16 protein-coding genes and 1 tRNA gene are annotated in these 16,617 nt (G+C 57.4%); 10 read left to right on the forward strand and 7 right to left on the reverse strand.

Going from position 1 to position 16,617, the window contains the following annotated elements:
- Positions 1-1,025 precede the first annotated feature (1,025 nt).
- Positions 1,026-1,781, forward strand: coding sequence for a ComF family protein (locus VGK48_10200; protein HEY2381536.1), 756 nt, complete (start codon positions 1,026-1,028; stop codon positions 1,779-1,781).
- Here VGK48_10200 and lpxC read toward each other — a convergent pair.
- Positions 1,730-2,614, reverse strand: coding sequence for a UDP-3-O-acyl-N-acetylglucosamine deacetylase (gene lpxC, locus VGK48_10205; GenBank protein HEY2381537.1), 885 nt, complete (start codon positions 2,612-2,614; stop codon positions 1,730-1,732). The two genes, VGK48_10200 and lpxC, sit on opposite strands and share 52 nt — an antisense overlap.
- Positions 2,615-2,741: 127 nt before the next feature.
- Between lpxC and polA the strand changes: the two genes are divergently transcribed.
- Positions 2,742-5,237 (forward strand): DNA polymerase I, encoded by a 2,496-nt coding sequence (gene polA, locus VGK48_10210; protein HEY2381538.1) that lies wholly within the window; start codon positions 2,742-2,744, stop codon positions 5,235-5,237.
- Positions 5,238-5,252: 15 nt separating this feature from the next.
- On the opposite strand, the gene VGK48_10215 is transcribed toward polA, so the two are convergent.
- A complete protein-coding gene (locus VGK48_10215) occupies positions 5,253-6,530 on the reverse strand; it encodes a tetratricopeptide repeat protein (GenBank protein ID HEY2381539.1) in 1,278 nt (425 codons plus the stop codon).
- Between the two features lie 106 nt (positions 6,531-6,636).
- On the opposite strand from VGK48_10215, the gene VGK48_10220 reads away from it, so the two are divergent.
- Positions 6,637-7,905, forward strand: coding sequence for a S8 family serine peptidase (locus VGK48_10220; GenBank protein ID HEY2381540.1), 1,269 nt, complete (start codon positions 6,637-6,639; stop codon positions 7,903-7,905).
- A 130-nt stretch (positions 7,906-8,035) separates the two neighbouring features.
- Here the strand turns inward: VGK48_10220 and VGK48_10225 are convergent, their stop codons facing one another.
- A complete protein-coding gene (locus VGK48_10225; protein HEY2381541.1) occupies positions 8,036-8,809 on the reverse strand; it encodes a DUF3108 domain-containing protein in 774 nt (257 codons plus the stop codon).
- Between the two features lie 130 nt (positions 8,810-8,939).
- On the opposite strand from VGK48_10225, the gene VGK48_10230 reads away from it, so the two are divergent.
- The gene (locus VGK48_10230; protein ID HEY2381542.1) at positions 8,940-9,149 is read left to right on the forward strand and encodes a hypothetical protein; all 210 of its coding nucleotides are present in this window, start codon (positions 8,940-8,942) and stop codon (positions 9,147-9,149) included.
- 94 nt (positions 9,150-9,243) lie between these two features.
- Positions 9,244-9,813 (forward strand): YetF domain-containing protein, encoded by a 570-nt coding sequence (locus VGK48_10235; GenBank protein HEY2381543.1) that lies wholly within the window; start codon positions 9,244-9,246, stop codon positions 9,811-9,813.
- Between the two features lie 13 nt (positions 9,814-9,826).
- Here the strand turns inward: VGK48_10235 and VGK48_10240 are convergent, their stop codons facing one another.
- Entirely contained in the window at positions 9,827-10,138 is a 312-nt protein-coding gene (locus VGK48_10240) for a type II toxin-antitoxin system Phd/YefM family antitoxin (GenBank protein ID HEY2381544.1), read from the reverse strand.
- Complete coding sequence (locus tag VGK48_10245) at positions 10,131-10,322, reverse strand: type II toxin-antitoxin system RelE/ParE family toxin (GenBank protein HEY2381545.1); 192 nt, start codon at positions 10,320-10,322, stop codon at positions 10,131-10,133. The genes VGK48_10240 and VGK48_10245 overlap by 8 nt, the downstream gene beginning before the upstream one ends.
- Before the next feature lie 90 nt (positions 10,323-10,412).
- On the opposite strand from VGK48_10245, the gene VGK48_10250 reads away from it, so the two are divergent.
- The 5 genes from VGK48_10250 (at position 10,413) to VGK48_10270 (ending at position 15,532) form a co-directional block, all read left to right on the forward strand.
- A tRNA-Val gene (locus tag VGK48_10250) sits at positions 10,413-10,486 on the forward strand.
- Between the two features lie 731 nt (positions 10,487-11,217).
- Complete coding sequence (locus VGK48_10255) at positions 11,218-13,821, forward strand: protein kinase (protein HEY2381546.1); 2,604 nt, start codon at positions 11,218-11,220, stop codon at positions 13,819-13,821.
- Between the two features lie 314 nt (positions 13,822-14,135).
- Complete coding sequence (locus VGK48_10260) at positions 14,136-14,342, forward strand: hypothetical protein (GenBank protein ID HEY2381547.1); 207 nt, start codon at positions 14,136-14,138, stop codon at positions 14,340-14,342.
- Between the two features lie 321 nt (positions 14,343-14,663).
- Positions 14,664-15,374 (forward strand): hypothetical protein, encoded by a 711-nt coding sequence (locus VGK48_10265; GenBank protein ID HEY2381548.1) that lies wholly within the window; start codon positions 14,664-14,666, stop codon positions 15,372-15,374.
- 5 nt (positions 15,375-15,379) lie between these two features.
- Positions 15,380-15,532 carry a Thivi_2564 family membrane protein gene (locus VGK48_10270; protein ID HEY2381549.1) on the forward strand — a complete coding sequence of 51 codons (153 nt, stop codon included), beginning with the start codon at positions 15,380-15,382 and terminating at the stop codon, positions 15,530-15,532.
- A 120-nt stretch (positions 15,533-15,652) separates the two neighbouring features.
- Here the strand turns inward: VGK48_10270 and VGK48_10275 are convergent, their stop codons facing one another.
- Positions 15,653-15,904: a hypothetical protein gene (locus tag VGK48_10275; GenBank protein HEY2381550.1), complete on the reverse strand. Its 252-nt coding sequence runs from the start codon at positions 15,902-15,904 to the stop codon at positions 15,653-15,655.
- 94 nt (positions 15,905-15,998) lie between these two features.
- Positions 15,999-16,617, reverse strand: a 619-nt coding sequence (locus VGK48_10280; protein ID HEY2381551.1) for a hypothetical protein, incomplete at its 5' end; no start/stop codon positions are given.

The following is a 16,617-nucleotide window of genomic DNA, read 5'->3' on the forward strand; positions in this document are numbered from 1 at the left end:
CGGGATACTCCATTCTGCCTATACAAACCAGTATCCCTATCCCGCGGCTGGTCTTCTTATCCGATGTCGTCGTTCTGAGGGTGAGAATCTCGAGGCAAATTACCCTGACAGCGATGACGCAAATTATCGTGGCGCGTTACAAGAGAGTTTTTTCTTCTCTGCCTTACCTCTCGCGGTAAGCCAGAGAGTTTTTTCTTCTCTGCCTTACCTCTCGCGGTAAGCCAGATACTTTTTTCTTCTCTGCCTTACCTCCCGCGGTAAGCCAGATACTTTTTTCTTCTCTGCCTTACTTCCCGCGGTAAGCCAAAGACTTTTTTCTTCTCTGCCTTACCTTCCGCGGTAAGCCAAAGACTTTTTTCTTCTCTGCCTTACTTCCCGCGGTAAGCCAGAGACTTTTTTCTTTTCTGCCTTACCTCCCGCGGTAAGCCAAAGACTTTTTTCTTTTCTGCCTTACTTCCCGCGGTAAGCCAAAGACTTTTTTCTTCTCTGCCTTACCGCCCGCGGTAAGCCAAAGACTTTTTTCTTCTCTGCCTTACTTCCCGCGGTAAGCCAGAGACTTTTTTCTTTTCTGCCTTACCTCCCGCGGTAAGCCAGAGAGGACGGTGCGCCGGCTGCCGCGCATCATCCGGTTTGTCAGGGCGCAGAAGGCATCTCCCATGACGACATCCGGCGCGAGTTTTGAACAGGACTCAGGCGGGGAATTTGATGGAAATTACTAACCGCCCCGTCTGCGCGCGATTCTGGAAATCTTTGATGCGCGCAGACACCCCGCCTTGGAAAGGCGGGGAATGCGGCCAACTCAAATCAGCCAACTCAAATCAACCACCTCAAATCAGTCGGCTCAAATCAGCCGGCCCAAATCAGCCGGCTTAAATCAGCCGGCTTAAGCGAGTTCCTCAAGCCGCTGGTTTAGTAAAAGGTCGCGAAGCCTCCTTATGGATGCCCGCGCGGAGCGCGCTCCTTTTTCTTCCTCCTCCAAAAATCTCTTTCCCTTCACCGCTCCTTCGCTATACTGAGATCGCCCTTTGCGTTTCCCCAAACGCGCTTTGCTCGACCACATTCTCAATCTCCTGTTCCCAGTCACATGTTGCGTCTGTCATGCTCCAGTTCAGGAGCGCAGATGGGGAGGGGCATGTCCGGAATGCTGGTCCAGCCTGTTTCCGATCGAGCCGCCTTTCTGCAGTAAGTGCGGCGAACCCGCGCCCGCCATTGAAGGACTCTGCGGCGGCTGCCTGCGCGGTGATCATCTCTTCGACTTCGCCCGCTCCGCTCTGCTCTTCACGCACACCTTCCGCGAAATCATCCATCACCTGAAGTACGCCGACCGCGTGTCACTGGCAAAACCGCTCGGCCGCATCCTCAAGGAGTGCCTCAACGCCCACGACTTCCAGGGCGCCCTCATCCTGCCCGTCCCTCTCCACCGCTCGCGCGAACGCAGCCGCGGCTTCAACCAGTCCGAACTTATCGCCGCACAGCTCGGGCGGCCGGTTTCCACGCGTCTGCTCCGCCGGCGCAAGAACACGCCGAGCCAGACAGGCCTTTCACGCAACGAACGCAAACGAAACCTGGCCGGCGCATTCGAGCTCTCTGCAAAAGTCAGCGGAACGATCATCGTGGTCGACGACGTCTACACCACCGGCTCGACGATGAACGAAGTCACGCGCACCCTGAAACGTGGAGGAGCGGAAAGAGTGGAAGTGTTGACCGTGGCGCGCGTCGCCAACGAGGTTTACCGCGCGGAGGAAACCGACAACTCGGAAGGCGTGTCCATCACCCAATGAGACGTACTCTCCAGCAACTCGGCCACAAACCTCGTGTGCAGCGCGTGCCCTGCGCGGTGCGCCACGAGCCGCCCCAGGACCGGCTGCCCGATCAGAGCAAAGTCGCCAAGCAAATCCAGCGTCTTGTGCCGGACAAACTCATCCGGAAAACGGAGCGAGGTGTCGTTCAACATTCCTGTCTCGGTCAGCACGATGGCATTCTCGAGCGAGCCACCGCGGATCAGACCGCCCGCCTGCAGCTTTTCCACTTCGTCATAAAACCCGAAGGTCCGGGCGGGAGCAATGGAATCCGCGTAGTTCGTGCCGGTAAACTGCACGTCCACGCGCTGTTGTCCGATCAGCGGGTGAGGAAAATCGATGTCATACTGGATGGCGAACCTGTCGCAGGGATAGATCCCGATCGTCTTATCACCGTCGTGCAACACAAATTCCCTGGTAATCCGAATATATTGCCTTGGCTGGTCTTGCGGCTGGATCCCGACGCTCGCGATCGCTTCCGTAAAGGGCAGAGCGCTCCCGTCGAGGATGGGAACTTCGAAGTTATCGAGCTCGATGTACGCGTTGTCGATCCCGACGCCGTAGAGCGCCGACAGAATATGCTCGACGGTCGAAATCCAGACGCCGCGATTCATCAGAGTCGTGGCGTAGGAAACGCGGGCGACCGACCCCACATCCGCGCGGATCTCGAAATTGTCCAGATCGACGCGGCGAAAGACGATGCCTTTTCCGGCAGGAGCCGGCAAAACCCGAACCGTCGCATGCTCGCCAGTATGAAGCCCGATACCACTGAACTCGATCGGTTTCGCAATCGTCTGCTCGTGCATCCGTGGCATCGTGAGCAATTGACTGGCCGCGCAAACATACGTGAGCAATGAACAACTTACAAACCCAACACAGGCCCAAACCGTGTACATTTGTGCACAGCGTGTTGTGGATTAGCCGCGCATTTATTAAGGAATCATGATGAAACACCCTCTATTTCTCATCATCGACGGCATGTCGCAGGCGTATCGCGCCTATTTTGCGATTCGCGGACTCGCCACCACGCAGGGACTGCCGACCAACGCTGTGTATGGATTCGCCATTATGTTGAAACGGGTGATCGAAAAATACCCACCCGACTACATCTGTGTGGCACTCGACAGCCCGGAACGCACCGTCCGCCACGCGCAGTACGACCTTTATAAGGCGACGCGAAAGAAAATGCCGCCCGACCTCGCCCAGCAGCTGCCTTATTTACGGAAATTTTGTGAGGCGATGCGCATACCGGTACTCGCGATCCCGGGGCAGGAAGCCGACGATATCATCGCCACCGTCGCAACCCGGGCGGTAGCGAACGGCCTCTATCCCGTCGTCGTCACCCTCGACAAGGATCTGTATCAGTTAGTGGACACCATTCTGATTTTGAACACATCGAAGGACGACCTGGTCGTCGACCGGGAAAAAGTCGTCGAATTGTTCGGAGTGACGCCCGAACAGATCCCCGATCTACTCGGGCTCTGGGGGGACACCTCCGACAACGTGCCGGGAGCGCCCGGCATCGGCGAGAAAACCGCGCGCGACCTGGTGCAGAAATTCGGATCGATCGAGACGCTCCTCGAACGCACCGATGAAGTATCGAGTGCGAAGCAGCGCGCGTCGCTGGTGGAGAACCGGCAGCAGATCCTGCTCAGCAAACAGCTCGTGACCATCGATACGCAGGTTCCGGTCGACGTCGACTGGGAAGATCTCAAAGTGAAGGCCCCCGATCGCGCCATATTGATGCCGCTTTTGAAGGAACTCGAATTCACCGGGCTGATCAAAGAATATCTGCCGCCCGAAAGCGGCCCCACCATCGAAGTCGTCGAAAGCGAAATGCCGCCGGCCACTACCGGACAAGTCATCATCGACGTCCAGACCGACCGCGCCACGTTCTGGACCGGAGAGGGCGCCGTTCACAGCGTGCCTCTCGACAATCGCGTCAGTGCAATTCTCTCGAATCCGAATGTCCGCAAGATCACGTACGACCTCAAGACAGCGATGCTGAAGCTGAGGAGGCGTGGCCTGGACATCTCACCGCCTTACGACGATCCGCTGCTGATGGCGTATCTGCTGTTTCCGAATCGCGGAAAGTACGAGCTGGAAAATGTCGTCTTCGATCTGACAGGTCACACGGTCGCGCCGGGCGACGAACGCACGCCGTGGATCGGCCGGCTCTTCAAAGAGCTCGCTTCCCGCGTTGAACAGGAAGCCGCGAAACCCTACGCCGATATCGAGCTGCCGCTGTCGTCCGTGCTCGCCGAAGTGGAGACGGCGGGGATGAAGATCGATGTACCCGTCCTGGAACGTATGTCGGTGGAAATGGGAACCCAGCTCGAGGACCTCACCCGGCGGATCTGCGCGATTGCCGGCTGCGAGTTCAACATCAATTCTCCGCGCCAGCTCGGAGAGATCCTGTTCGACAAACTCAACCTGCCGCGGCCTCGCAAACTGAGAAAGTCGGGCCAGTACTCCACCGCCGTCGAAATTCTGGAAGAGCTGGCGGAAAAGCATGAATTGCCGCGACTGGTCCTGGAATACCGCCAGCTTTCGAAGTTCAAATCGACATATATCGATGTCATTCCGAAGCTGATCGATCCGGCGAGCGGCCGCCTCCACACCTCGTTTCACCAGGCGGCGGCATCCACGGGGCGGCTTTCGAGCAGCGATCCCAACCTTCAGAACATTCCGGTCCGCGCCGATCTCGGACGCAAAATTCGCGGCGCTTTCATTCCGGAAGCAGGCTTCAGCCTGGTCTCGGCCGATTATTCCCAGGTCGAGCTGCGGATTCTCGCGCATCTTTCGGGCGACGATCATCTCGCCGAAGCCTTCTCCGCCGGAGAAGACATCCATCGGCGCACGGCCGCTGCGGTGCTCGGCCTGACGATCGATCAGGTCACTTCCGCCCAGCGCGAACGCGCCAAGGCCGTCAATTTCGGGATTGTTTATGGGCAAACGCCGTATGGACTCGCGCAGCAACTCGGCATCAGCCCGGAAGAGGCCGCCGACTTCATCGAGAAATACTTCGCGCAGTATCAGGGGGTCCGGCGGTATATCGAGAACTGCCTGAGCCAGGCGCGCGACACCGGGGTTACGCGAACCCTGTTCGGCCGCCTCCGCCAGCACCCGGAGATCAATTCAAAGAACGGAATGCGCCGCAGTATGGCCGAGCGGACCGCGATCAATTCTCCGATCCAGGGGACCGCAGCGGACATCATCAAGATCGCGATGATCCGCATTGCTGAAGAATTACGCCAAAAGAAACTGAAAACCCGAATGGTGCTCCAGGTCCATGACGAGCTGATCTTTGAAGTTCCTGAAGACGAGCTGGCGGTCAGGGAAACGATTCGCGAAATGATGCAGAACGTCGTTCAGCTGAATGTTCCGCTTACTGTGGACGTCAAACAGGGAAAGACCTGGGAGCAGCTGGGGAAATAGCCGCAGATGACGCGGCTACCTTCTCTTGTTGATCGTCAGCTTCAATACCTCCGTCATGCACGCCGCGGCGGTCTTCATCTGGGCCGGCTCGAACGTCATTGAACCGAGGCGCATGAGGCTTTCTGCCATGCCGCCTTTGATCTCGAGGGTCTTGAACTGCAGTTTGGCCTGCGCCGCGAGCAACCGGGCTTTGTCCACGTCACCTTTTGCCATACGGACGTAAGCCAGACAAAAATCCACAACCGAAATCCAGTACGTGTTGGCTTCCGCTTCGAACATGGTCCGCGCGGAAACGGCGGCCGCTTCCGCCTCGGCAATCTGGTCGAGTTGCGCGAGCCCCATCGCGAGAAATGTGAGCGCCTTGGCATGTTCATACCGCATCGACAATTTCGCGAAACCATCGACGGCGCGGCTCGCAAAAATCACGGCCTCTTTCGGCTGGAGCAGATGCAGATGAATCTCGGCGCCATCGAGATCGCAGAGGTTCACGTGGTGCTGGCTGCCCATCTTCATGAAGTATTCACGGACAGCTCCGAACGATTCGATCGACTCGGGATAACGGCCCTGAAGGAACATCAGGTACGACTTGTTATATCGCGTCTGCATGAACAGTTCCTGCATATTGAACCGCGCGCTGAGTTCCTCCGCCGAGTTGTACATGGCCTCCGCTTCATCGAGCTGGTCGGTAAATGAAAGTCCGTTCGCGATATTCAGGTAACTCATCGCAACCGCCGGCCAATTCTTCAACTGTTCGAACAGGCCCCGCGCCTTCGAGTGAAAGCGCAACGCTTCGCGATGCTGTTCCCGCCGGTAATTGATGTTGCCGACATTGGTGTAGATCTTGGCCAAACCCAGCGAGTTATTGCGCGACTGGAACCAGCGTTCCGCTTCGCCGGCCGCCTCCATCGCCTCATCGTAGTTTCCGGTCATGTACAGCGCGGCCATGAATCCAAGGCGCGTGCGATTGGCCTGCTCCGGCGAGCCGCAGCTTTCGAACAGCGTGATTGCCTTCCGGTAATGGTCGAGGGACTGGCCGTACTGCTCATCCACGTTGAGCGTGTGGGCCATGAGCCGGCAGGCTTCCGCCAGCAGAGCCCGGTCGTTTGTCCGGGACGCCAGTTTGAGAGCGACGATCGATCGTGCGATCGCCTGCTGGGTTTGTTCGCTCCGCGGACCGCCGGAATAGACGTTCCGGCTGCGTATCGATTTCCAGACTTCGGCGATCTCGCCCTGCAGGCGGGCTCCATCGCCGGAATCGACGTAAGTCTTTAAATACGAGTCGGACCTGCTCATCAGGCATCGTATCGGCAGGAACCCTCATAAACATTAGCCCCTAAAGTTTTCGTGAATCTCACCGATAACGTCACAGAGTGAAAAAACTGTCGTTATCGGTGGTGATATGAAAAGGTTCCTCGCTGCATTTCTTCTGATTGTTTCAACTCAGCTCTCGGTATGGGCCGGTCCGCACCGGGTCATTGTCCAGGTCGCTCCCAATGCCCAGGCCCGCGCTATCGCCGGCGCCGTGGGCGGACAGGTGTTGCAAGCCATACCGGGGACGAACTTCTACCTGATGAGCGTCCCTTCGGCCGCGTCACTTGCAGCTGCCTCTCAATTGGGTGTGGTCGCTGTCGAAAACAATGCCCCGATCGCAGTTCAACCATCGGGAGCGATCGCTATCGTTCAGAGCTCCCAGGGAGCGGAATGGTACGCCGCGCAGCCCGCGATGCAACTGGTCCATGCGGCCAGAGCCGCGGCGGTTTCCAGCGGGCGTGGAATCGTTATCGCGGACATCAACGCGCGCATCGATTATGGCCATCCCGCGCTGATCGGCCATCTGACGTCCGGATACGATTTCGTGGCGGACCGGGCAGCGAACGGCGCGTCGTTAAATCAATCGTCGGCGAGTTTTCTGGACCAGTCTTCGGCGGGATTCCTGGATCAATCTTCCGCGGCATTTCTGGATCAGTCGACGGCGGCGTTCCTGGATCAATCGACGGCGAGTTTTCTCGACCAGTCTTCGGCCAGTTTTCTGGATGCTTCCAACCCGGCCCACGGTCACGCGACTTTCTGCGCCGGGATTCTTGCCGCTCTTGCTCCCAATGCCATGATCATGCCGCTCCGGGCGTTCGACGATAACGGCAACGCGGATGCCTTCACGATTGCGCGGGCCATTCTATACGCTGTCTCGAACGGCGCCGATGTCATCAACATGAGCTTCGGCATGGCATCCTCGTCGCAGGCCGTGCAGGCAGCGATCCAGATTGCCACAAATAAAGGAATTGTCGTCGTCGCCTCAGCCGGCAACGACAATAGCAGCACGCCGCAGTTCCCGGCTTCCCTCAATACGGTGCTCGGCGTTGCTGCTACCGATTTGAACGACAAAAAGGCAGCGTTCTCGAATTATGGCAACGACATCTTCGTCGATGCTCCGGGAGTGAACATCATTTCGGCGTACCCCGGCGGATACTACGCGATCGCGTCCGGTACATCTTTCAGCGCACCTTTCGTCTCCGCCGAAGCCGCGCTGCTTCTGTCCGAGAGCCGCAGAAATCCCGATAATCCGATGGCCAACGGCGCCGTCAACATCGACGCCCAAAACCCGGGGTTTAAGAATGAGCTCGGTACGGGACGAATCGACATGCTGCAGGCCGTCGAAAACGTGAGGTAAAGCGGCGCTGCAACATTCCCCGCCTTTGCAAGGCGGGGTGGCTGCGCCACCAGACAATGATCCCGTTCCTTAGCGGCGCAGACGGGGCGGTTGGTAAAATTCCATTAAAATCCCGCGCAGCGGCTCCTCATCAATTCGGCTGGTAAGTCCTCAACTCCATCATGATCTGCGGGGTCCCCAGCCCCTCCTCCAGCCCTTCATATTTCACCCAGAAGTGCGATGGCTCGACACTGAACCAGAAATACTCTTTCGGCAGAAACGACCTCACCAGATTCAGCGCGCCCAGTTGCGGGACCAGCTCGATCTTGAAGCACTCGAACTCTCCGGCCGGCGTCTTGACCATTTCCCTGCCCCGCATCTCGAGCTTGATGTTATAGAGCTTGGGTTCGTTGCTCAGGATATGCACGGTCTGGTTATGCCAATGGTCGAACGGCAGGAATCTCAAGATTCCGGCAATCCCCTCCGGCGCCAGCGTATCCGCAGGCACCGTCATTTGTTTCGATTCCACCACGCGCCCGTCGCGCTCGCGCTCATACTTCACCGAACCCTTCGATGGATCAAACGTCATCCGCTCCTTTCCGATCACTTTCCCGCTGCTGTCCTTGAACGTCTTCTCGGACCGCAGCGGCTTGAGAGGCCCGTCCGCGCTCCACAGGGCATCCGCTGCCCATGAGATCTGCCCGGTAAATCCCGAGTACTGCCCTTTTCCCTCCTCCGTGAAGTGCACAGCCGGACGTCCATTTTCCCGTGCCGGTTCCATCGTCCAACCTCCGGTCCAACGCTGCGCATTTCCTCCTCCGGACGTCACCATGGCGCCGCTCTCGCCGGCAATTGCCTGCGGAGCGGGAATGCCTTCAGGCCCGAGAAGCGCCAAAGCCAGAACAAATGACAGGATGATATTCATGGCTCGTTTTGAAACGCATTCGGAAACGCATTTCCTCCCCCCGATTCAAGCTATCACGTCTCTTGAACGACTTACAGTCGGCGGAATATGGGCAAGAACATGCAAAGCTAACCATACAAGGAGGAGGACATTGCAATCACGGACAGATCAAAGCGAGACCTCGCGGCACGTCATTCTGTCGAACGCCCGGGGCGTGGTAACGGAGTTTGAAAGGCTGCAGGCGGATGACTACATTATCCGTTGCCACAAATCGTCTGCAGAAGCCGGCGCTGTGCTGGAAACCGGCTCTTGGATTGGCTTTCGCTATCACGACGCGCATTGGAGCTTCGTGAAGCAGTGAAGCCTCGGGGGTGGATCTCTCCCAGCCCACCCCACTTTTTTCCCCCTCCGGATTTACAATCTCCCAGTTTGCTATTCGACTGGGAGGACCTTAAATGGATGCAGCTCTACTGCGCGATCTTCTTCACCCCGACGTTTCGATTCTCGAAAAAATCATCCGGCCGATTCTGGTTTATCTGTTCCTGATCATTTCGCTGCGCCTTGCCGGCAAGCGGGAACTGGCGCAGCTCAATCCATTCGACCTGGTCGTCTTGATGACACTCTCCAACACTGTCCAGAACGCCATCATCGGTAACGACAATTCGCTGCTCGGCGGCCTGATCGGCGCCACCACCCTTCTGGCCATGAACTATGTCGTCATCCGGTTTCTCTATTCGCACGAGACCATCGACCGCTTTGTCGAAGGCAATCCCGACGTTCTGATGGAAAATGGCCAGCTCCAGCGGCAACGTTTGAAAAAAGAACTGATCACCGTCACCGAGCTGGAAGAAGCGGCCCATAAGCAGGGTTTCTCCTCCCTCGAAGAGATCGACCGCGTCGTGCTCGAATCCGGCGGCACCCTCACTTTCGTCCCGAAAAAACCGGCCAGAGAAGAAGTGGAATTCAAAGAGGTCCTGCGCCGCCTCGACCTGATTGCACAGGACCTGGCGGAATTGAAAAGGTAGGACGGTGTGCGGATTAGCGTTTCCGCGATATGGCCGAACGGCCGCGGCTCCCGCCACGTTTTGGGGCCGCCCCTGGCTTCCTGGCAAGCCGCGCTTTCAATTCGTCCATCGAGAGCGTCGGGCCCCCTTCGGCGCGAATGCGCTGCACCTCCGCAATGTCATATTGGTCTTCGAGATACTCCATCGTTTCCACATCTTCAACCGGAACGATAGCCGCCACATTCTTGCCGTGCCGTGTGACAAGGATGCGTTCCTTGCCAAAGGCTGCCCGGTTCACAATTTCCGCAATGTGGTCCCGCATGTCTTTCACCGACACCCTATTCATGACTCAAAGCTCCTTCGTCGTGAACTTCATAGATCACGCGGTAATCCCCGATCCGGATCCGATAGACCGGGTCTCCGGAAGTCGCCAGCTGCGTCATGCCCGAAGGCCGGGGATGAGACGGCAATGCCGCGATTTTCTTCAGGATTCGGCTGCAATGATCACCGATGAACCGTCGCGACAACACTCCGACGTCGATACTCAGTTCGTCTATAATTCCCTGGGTGAACTGGGGAGCGGGTTTAAGCTAAGATGGTGAGCGACTCGTAAAGGTCTCGGGCGCGTAGCTCAGTTGGAATGAGCGCTACCTTGACACGGTAGAGGTCATCGGTTCGATCCCGGTCGCGCCCATTTTCATTCCTCAGAATAATCAAGAGTTTACGGTTTGTTCCGCCTGTCCTACATTCCCCATCCCCAGCAATTTGGGAACACTTGGGAACAACAATAGCTTGTCCAGCTTCTCCACGGCGTCTCTCTGTGCGTCAGGAAGAACATGCGTGTAGATCGATAGAGTGATCCGCGGGTCTGCGTGCCCAAGCTGAGCCTGTGTCACGGCAACAGGAACCCCAAGCGGAGAAAGGAGCGTACCGTGGAGGTGGCGAAACATATGCCAACTGATCCTCGGGATCTTGAGAGCATCACACGCTGGATAGATATTCCGCTTGAGCAGATTTTTGTCGCTCAGTGGCTTTCCACGCCGTGTTGAAAACACAAGATCCCTCGGCGATGATCCTGCGGACACTTGATTGCCTCTGCGAAACATAATTGCTTTGCAGACTCTTTCGGAATCCGGAACAACTGTGACGACTTTTCGGGGTCTCGGCGCTCCTTTGCCTGAATTGGAAAAGCGCTTAAGGTTACAGACTCACGCATTGTTGATCTTGTCATCGCAAGAAATCGAAGGGCCAATCGTCCACTTCAGTGCCGATGGTACTGGGTATGAAGTAACGATCGGGTCCACACTCTGATTATCGGAGGCTGCCTTTGCCCTTCCGGTTCCCGCCCAACATCGTCACCCTGCCTTGTTTCGCCTATCCGTTGACCCCGTCTGATAGAATTCGTCTGCCGATCTTCAGCAGATCATGGTAGGAACGAAGCTCGCACATTATGAAATCACCGGTCACCTGGGAACCGGCGGAATGGGTGAGGTGTATCAGGCCACAGACATGAAGCTAGGCCGCAGCGTCGCCATCAAACTCCTGCCTGAAGCATTTATTCATGATGCCGAACGGGCCGCACGGTTTGAACGGGAGGCGCGTGTTCTGGCGTCATTGAATCATCTCAACATCGCAACCATTCACGGTATCGAACAGTCCGGCGGCCGGACGTTTCTTGTGATGGAACTGGTGCCTGGAGAGACCCTGGCCGAGCGCATCAAGCGCGGTCCGATACCTTTGGATGAAGCCCTGAGCATTGCGACGAAGATTGTCGAAGGATTGGAAGCAGCGCATGAAAAAGGGATCATCCACCGCGACCTCAAGCCGGCCAACGTCAAGGTCAGAGACGACGGCGCCGTCAAGGTTCTCGATTTCGGCCTGGCGAAGATGGAGACTGCATCAACTACCGCCGACGACGACTCACCGACGCTGTCGGCGCTCACGCAACCCGGCGTCATCTTCGGCACTGCTGCTTATATGAGCCCGGAACAGGCTTGCGGCAGACCTATCGACTCGCGTGCGGATATATGGGCTTTCGGCGTGATGCTGTACGAGATGGTCACAGCGCGGCGCCCGTTCAAGGGCGAAGACCTCAGTGAAACGCTGGCCAGTGTGGTGAAAGAAGCGCCTGATATGAACGCAGTTCCGCGGAAACTCCGCCGTCTGCTCGTGGCATGCCTGCAAAAGAATCCGAAACGCCGCCTGCGAGCCATCGGCGACTGGCAACTGCTTCTGACTGAATCCGAGCCGCAACGTATTTCCTGGCTGTGGCCGGCGATCGCGTGGGTCATGGCCCTCGCCGTTGCCGTGCTTGCCTGGAAGCATTTCGGTGAAACACCGGCGCAGGTCCAGAGTCTCCGCTACCAACTCACCCGGCCGGGCGATTCCGAGTTTCTCCAATTTCAACTCTCGCCGGACGGCCGTTCTCTTGCGTTCGCGGCTCGATCCGGCGAGTCCTTGCGCCTTTATGTCCGTGCACTGGATTCCCTTGAGGACCGCGAGTTTCCAGGAACGGACGGAATCACATATCCGTTCTGGTCGCCGGACAGCACGCACATCGCCTTCTTCTCACAGGGTAAGTTGAAGCAGGTTGCAGCCGGCGGCGGACCTGCCACCATCATAGCCGACGCACCGGATGGGCGCGGCGGATCGTGGGGCCCGGACGGCACGATCGTGTTCGCGCCCACCCTGGTCGGCACGCTCTTTCGCGTGTCTGTGTCCAGGGATGGATCTGGCGGCGGAGCCGCAACTCCGCTGGATCTGCCACGCACCGGTCCAGGCACTCGGGATTCGCTGCGTTTCCCGGCGTTTCTGGCCGACGCGGACCGTTTTCTCTACACGATTGAATCGGACAGGAATGAGGTCGACGGCATCTACGTCGGGTCGCTGAAGGGAGGTCCACCGGTTCGCATCTTACCGGACTTCTCCGCGACCCGCTTCGTTCGGTCATCCGGCTCGGCTACCAGGGGGTTCATTCTCTTTCGCCGCGGCACCACACTCATGGCACAGCCTTTTAATGCCGCCAATCTGATGATGACAGGAGAGGCCTTTCCTCTGGCCGACCAGGTTCCGGATTCCGGAAATACTTCCAGCACCGCTTTCTCGGTATCCAGCAACGGAACTCTCATTTATATGTCCGACGACAGCGCATCTCAAGACCGTGAACTCGTTTGGCTGGACCGCACAGGGAAACGCGGTAAGTCGATTTTGAGACGGAAAAGCATCACGGACTTCGCGCTATCACCGGACGGAACCCAGCTTTTGTACTCGACGGGCGGGCAGCGTATACGGGGAGATTTGTGGTTGCATGACGTAGCCGGCGGAACGTCGCAACGTTTCACCTTCGGACCATTCAGCGCGTTTGCCCCACTCTGGTCCTCGGATGGTTCGTCGGTGGTGTTCACCGTTTATCCGGAAGATCGACTCTACAAGCAGGCGGCACGCGGTTTCTCGAAAGAAGAATCCTTGCCTGTGATCGGAACGAACTTATACGCCTCCAGCTGGTCGCCGGACGGCAAGTTCATAGCGTTCTCACAGACTGGCGCTGACTCGAAAAACGACATCAGTCTGCTGCCTCTCGACGGAGAACGCATACCGAAGGCCGTCCTGCACACTCCCTTTTGGGAAGGAAATGGACAGATCTCCCCGGATGGGTTCTTTATGGCATACAGTTCGGACTCTTCACTGCAGCAGGAAGTGTACGTTGCATCGATGACGCCCGGCGGTTTCCAACGCCAGGTCTCCATCGGAGGAGGCCGCTATCCCCGGTGGCGCAGTGATGGAAGCGAGCTTTACTTCATCTCCGACTTCAGGCTGATGGCTATTGATGTGAAGCGCGGGCCGGAGCTAACCTTCGGCACACCGCATGAACTATTTCGAGAACCATCTTTTTTTACCGCCGAAGTCAGCGGAATCACGTATCAACCGAGCGCCGATGGCGGCCAGTTTCTGGCGCTGCTTCCCGTCGGCGGCGCCCCCGCCACGCATGTTACCGTCGTCACCAACTGGCAAGCGGCCTACGGCAGGTAGCTCGGCACTACTTAGGAGGTCCATCGGACGGAGCATTCGCGCCGGCTTCTTGCCGCCGCCGACCTTTTAAGGGCTATTCTTACCCGAGCAGCCCGCGGACACTCTTGTGTTAAGAATTGCAGGGACGCACCCCGAATTCGGGCGTGGCTAGACAGTTCCTTCGACTGAATTCGGGGTGCCTCCCCAGAATTCCGTCGGCCGGATGGACGACATGGAAGCCGGACGCGCGTGTGATCCAGCGCACTTGCGCCATGCCGGTTAAGTCCACGTAGTTCTCTTTATCCCTCAGTGTCGCTGCAAACGGAGTCGTCGTCATGCCGGTCCAGATGTTGGTTGGCGGTGTCGAAATCCAGATTCGCTTGTTGGGTTCGGCGGCGGTCGCCGACGAGCCGTACAGTTTCAGCTCCGCTCTTGCCAGCTCAGCGCCAGGTCGGCTGACGTTGGATCCGATGGCTCGCAGGGTCCGCCGGCAATCCTCAATGAGACTCTTTAAAGACCTCACCTACTTCGCACTGACGTAAACGAGGCACCACTATCATGATTGAAATCATGATAGAAGGCATTCGATCGACGTAGCAGCGGTTGCTAAGATGAGCAGCATGCGATTATCCGGACCGATATGTCTCCAAGTGTTTTCGGATATGCCCCAATGAACCTCGCCTGGAAGTCCCGGGGGAAAGCCTCAAGCTGAAGTCCGCCTTTTGACGGCAGGGAAGAACTTCCATGGAATTCCTCTTTATCCCTTTGACGGCAGCGAGGTTCCAGCGATTCCCAGTTGAACAGGCGTAAAGGCTTACGGCTCCAGTTCGGAATTGGCAATTCCCTTGCACTTTATAAAATTCATGCCGAAGCGATTCGCCTCTTTGATATTTGCAGCCGGGGTTCTGGTCGTGCTGGGAGTGCCGGGTTTCGCCCAGACGCAGCAGACCACAGCAGCGGCCGAAAACAATGACCCGCCGAAGCGAATCCTCGGTATCGTCCCCAACTATCGAACAACTCGGAGTCAGGGCGATTACATGCCTCTCTCGTCCGAACAGAAGTTCAAGATCGCGGCAAAGGATTCTTTCGACCCGGGAACCCTCATTCTCAGTGGGCTATTCGCGGGCGAGTCGCAGTTAACGGAATCGAGTCCCTCCTTTGGACAAGGCCCGTCAGGGTACGCGCGCTATTACGCCGCTTCTTATGGAGACTTTGTCATTGGAAATTTCATGACCGGGGCGATATATCCCAGCATTTTTCATCAGGATCCGCGCTATTTCCAGCGTCAAACAGGAAGTACGTTGTCCAGGCTTGGATATGCGGTGCAGCAGATCTTCTGGACGCGCACGGATTCCGGCCGCATGCAATTCAACTTCTCGGAAATCCTTGGGAACTCGACGAGCGTTGCAATCTCCAATGCGTACTATCCGGATAACCGGACGGCTTCCGAGGCGGCTACGCGGCTCAGTATTCAGATCGGCGTGGACATGGCGGGAAACATCCTGAAGGAATTTTCGCCCGAATTGAGCCGCTTGCTTTCGAGGAAGCACTCGGAAAAAGAGGCGGTGAAATAGGGGCAATGTCTATTCTCGTCGGCATTCTAATCGACTTCCTGGTCGTGATTCTGGTGCTTTATCTGGTCAACCTCATCCCGCTCGACGGTCGCGCCCGGCAGATCGTCCGGACGATCGTCATCATCATCGGCATCCTGTCGCTGTTGAGATATATCTGATCGCGGTCTGAGCGCCAAAGACTTGGAATTCAGCGTGTCGAAATCGTTCGCTCACGCGCGGGCAGTGGCCAATTTCTGACGGATCACGCCGGCCTTCGACAGGAGCTTCAGTTCTTGATCCTAATTGCGGTTCGCGCCAACCAGCGTGGTACCGCTCCAGTAATCCGGAAGATCGGCTTTGGTATCCGTCAAAATCTCGAGAATGGCCTGGCGGTCGGTCTTACTGAGATGGGCAAACTTCGGGTTCTGATCTTTTCCCGTGAGAACTTCATAAACGCGTTGATAGACTGTGTTTTCCCGGGAGAGTTTGAAATTCCGCATTGAGCCCCAGAACGGCGCAATGCGGACGTGTTTTTTGGGCGACCGGCGCATCTGCGTTCTTTCGCCGGAATAGCAAAACTTTCGTGCTGTTCGGCGAATGGTGATGATGCCGGGCGATAGAAACGCCCAATATCGACACACGATATCAGACCGCATGGACGAACGCATAGCCGCGTTCTTGAGCACGGTTCACAGCGACAATTCCCGCCGGGACCATGTGGCAGTTCATTAAGAGGTTGCCCACGATCTCGTTGTAGATGTCGTCCGTATTTCCGCTGACCGCTCTCGCGATCGTGCCGGAAAAAGCGCGAGTCGCCATCTGACATACGGCGAAGTGCACTCCGCGTTTGGCCAGGGCGTCCAGCGTTCCGCCGCGGCCACCAGCGGCGTTGTAAGCATTCGCTGTGGGAGGCTGCTTGGTTTTGGGGTCCACGAAACCGGATTGGCTGGAAATCGGAGTGCCGTATTTCGACCAGATCATGTCGTTATACGCAAACGGAGTGGAGTTGTGGCGCACGATAATGACGACGGCGAGATCATTGTCCTGCAGGTTATATCCGGTGCGGTTGGCCTGAAAATAGTTGCTCGCATAAAGCATTGCAGAACTGAGGCCTTCCGCCGTGGTGGTATCGAAGACCAGGCGGTGTTTGCCGGGAACCTCATCGAGCCAGTCGTCCAGCATGTGGCGGGCCGGTTGCCAATGCCCAGTCTCCGTGGACTGAGCTGAAGCAGCTGTACTGCCCGCCGCGGCCGCGCCGAGCACG

It is taken from the genome of Terriglobia bacterium (assembly GCA_036496425.1).
Lineage (GTDB): Bacteria > Acidobacteriota > Terriglobia > 20CM-2-55-15 > 20CM-2-55-15 > 20CM-2-55-15.

Excerpts from the sequence above, each read along its gene's own strand:
- VGK48_10225 (HEY2381541.1), bottom strand. The coding sequence starts at position 8,809 with ATGAATATCATCCTGTCATTTGTTCTGGCTTTGGCGCTTCTCGGGCCT.
- VGK48_10235 (HEY2381543.1), top strand. The coding sequence starts at position 9,244 with ATGGATGCAGCTCTACTGCGCGATCTTCTTCACCCCGACGTTTCGATT.
- VGK48_10275 (HEY2381550.1), bottom strand. The coding sequence starts at position 15,904 with ATGCGCCGGTCGCCCAAAAAACACGTCCGCATTGCGCCGTTCTGGGGC.
- VGK48_10265 (HEY2381548.1), top strand. The coding sequence starts at position 14,664 with ATGCCGAAGCGATTCGCCTCTTTGATATTTGCAGCCGGGGTTCTGGTC.
- VGK48_10220 (HEY2381540.1), top strand. The coding sequence starts at position 6,637 with ATGAAAAGGTTCCTCGCTGCATTTCTTCTGATTGTTTCAACTCAGCTC.
- polA (HEY2381538.1), top strand. The coding sequence starts at position 2,742 with ATGATGAAACACCCTCTATTTCTCATCATCGACGGCATGTCGCAGGCG.
- VGK48_10260 (HEY2381547.1), top strand. The coding sequence starts at position 14,136 with ATGCCGGTCCAGATGTTGGTTGGCGGTGTCGAAATCCAGATTCGCTTG.
- VGK48_10255 (HEY2381546.1), top strand. The coding sequence starts at position 11,218 with ATGGTAGGAACGAAGCTCGCACATTATGAAATCACCGGTCACCTGGGA.
- VGK48_10270 (HEY2381549.1), top strand. The coding sequence starts at position 15,380 with ATGTCTATTCTCGTCGGCATTCTAATCGACTTCCTGGTCGTGATTCTG.
- lpxC (HEY2381537.1), bottom strand. The coding sequence starts at position 2,614 with ATGCCACGGATGCACGAGCAGACGATTGCGAAACCGATCGAGTTCAGT.
- VGK48_10240 (HEY2381544.1), bottom strand. The coding sequence starts at position 10,138 with ATGAATAGGGTGTCGGTGAAAGACATGCGGGACCACATTGCGGAAATT.
- VGK48_10215 (HEY2381539.1), bottom strand. The coding sequence starts at position 6,530 with ATGAGCAGGTCCGACTCGTATTTAAAGACTTACGTCGATTCCGGCGAT.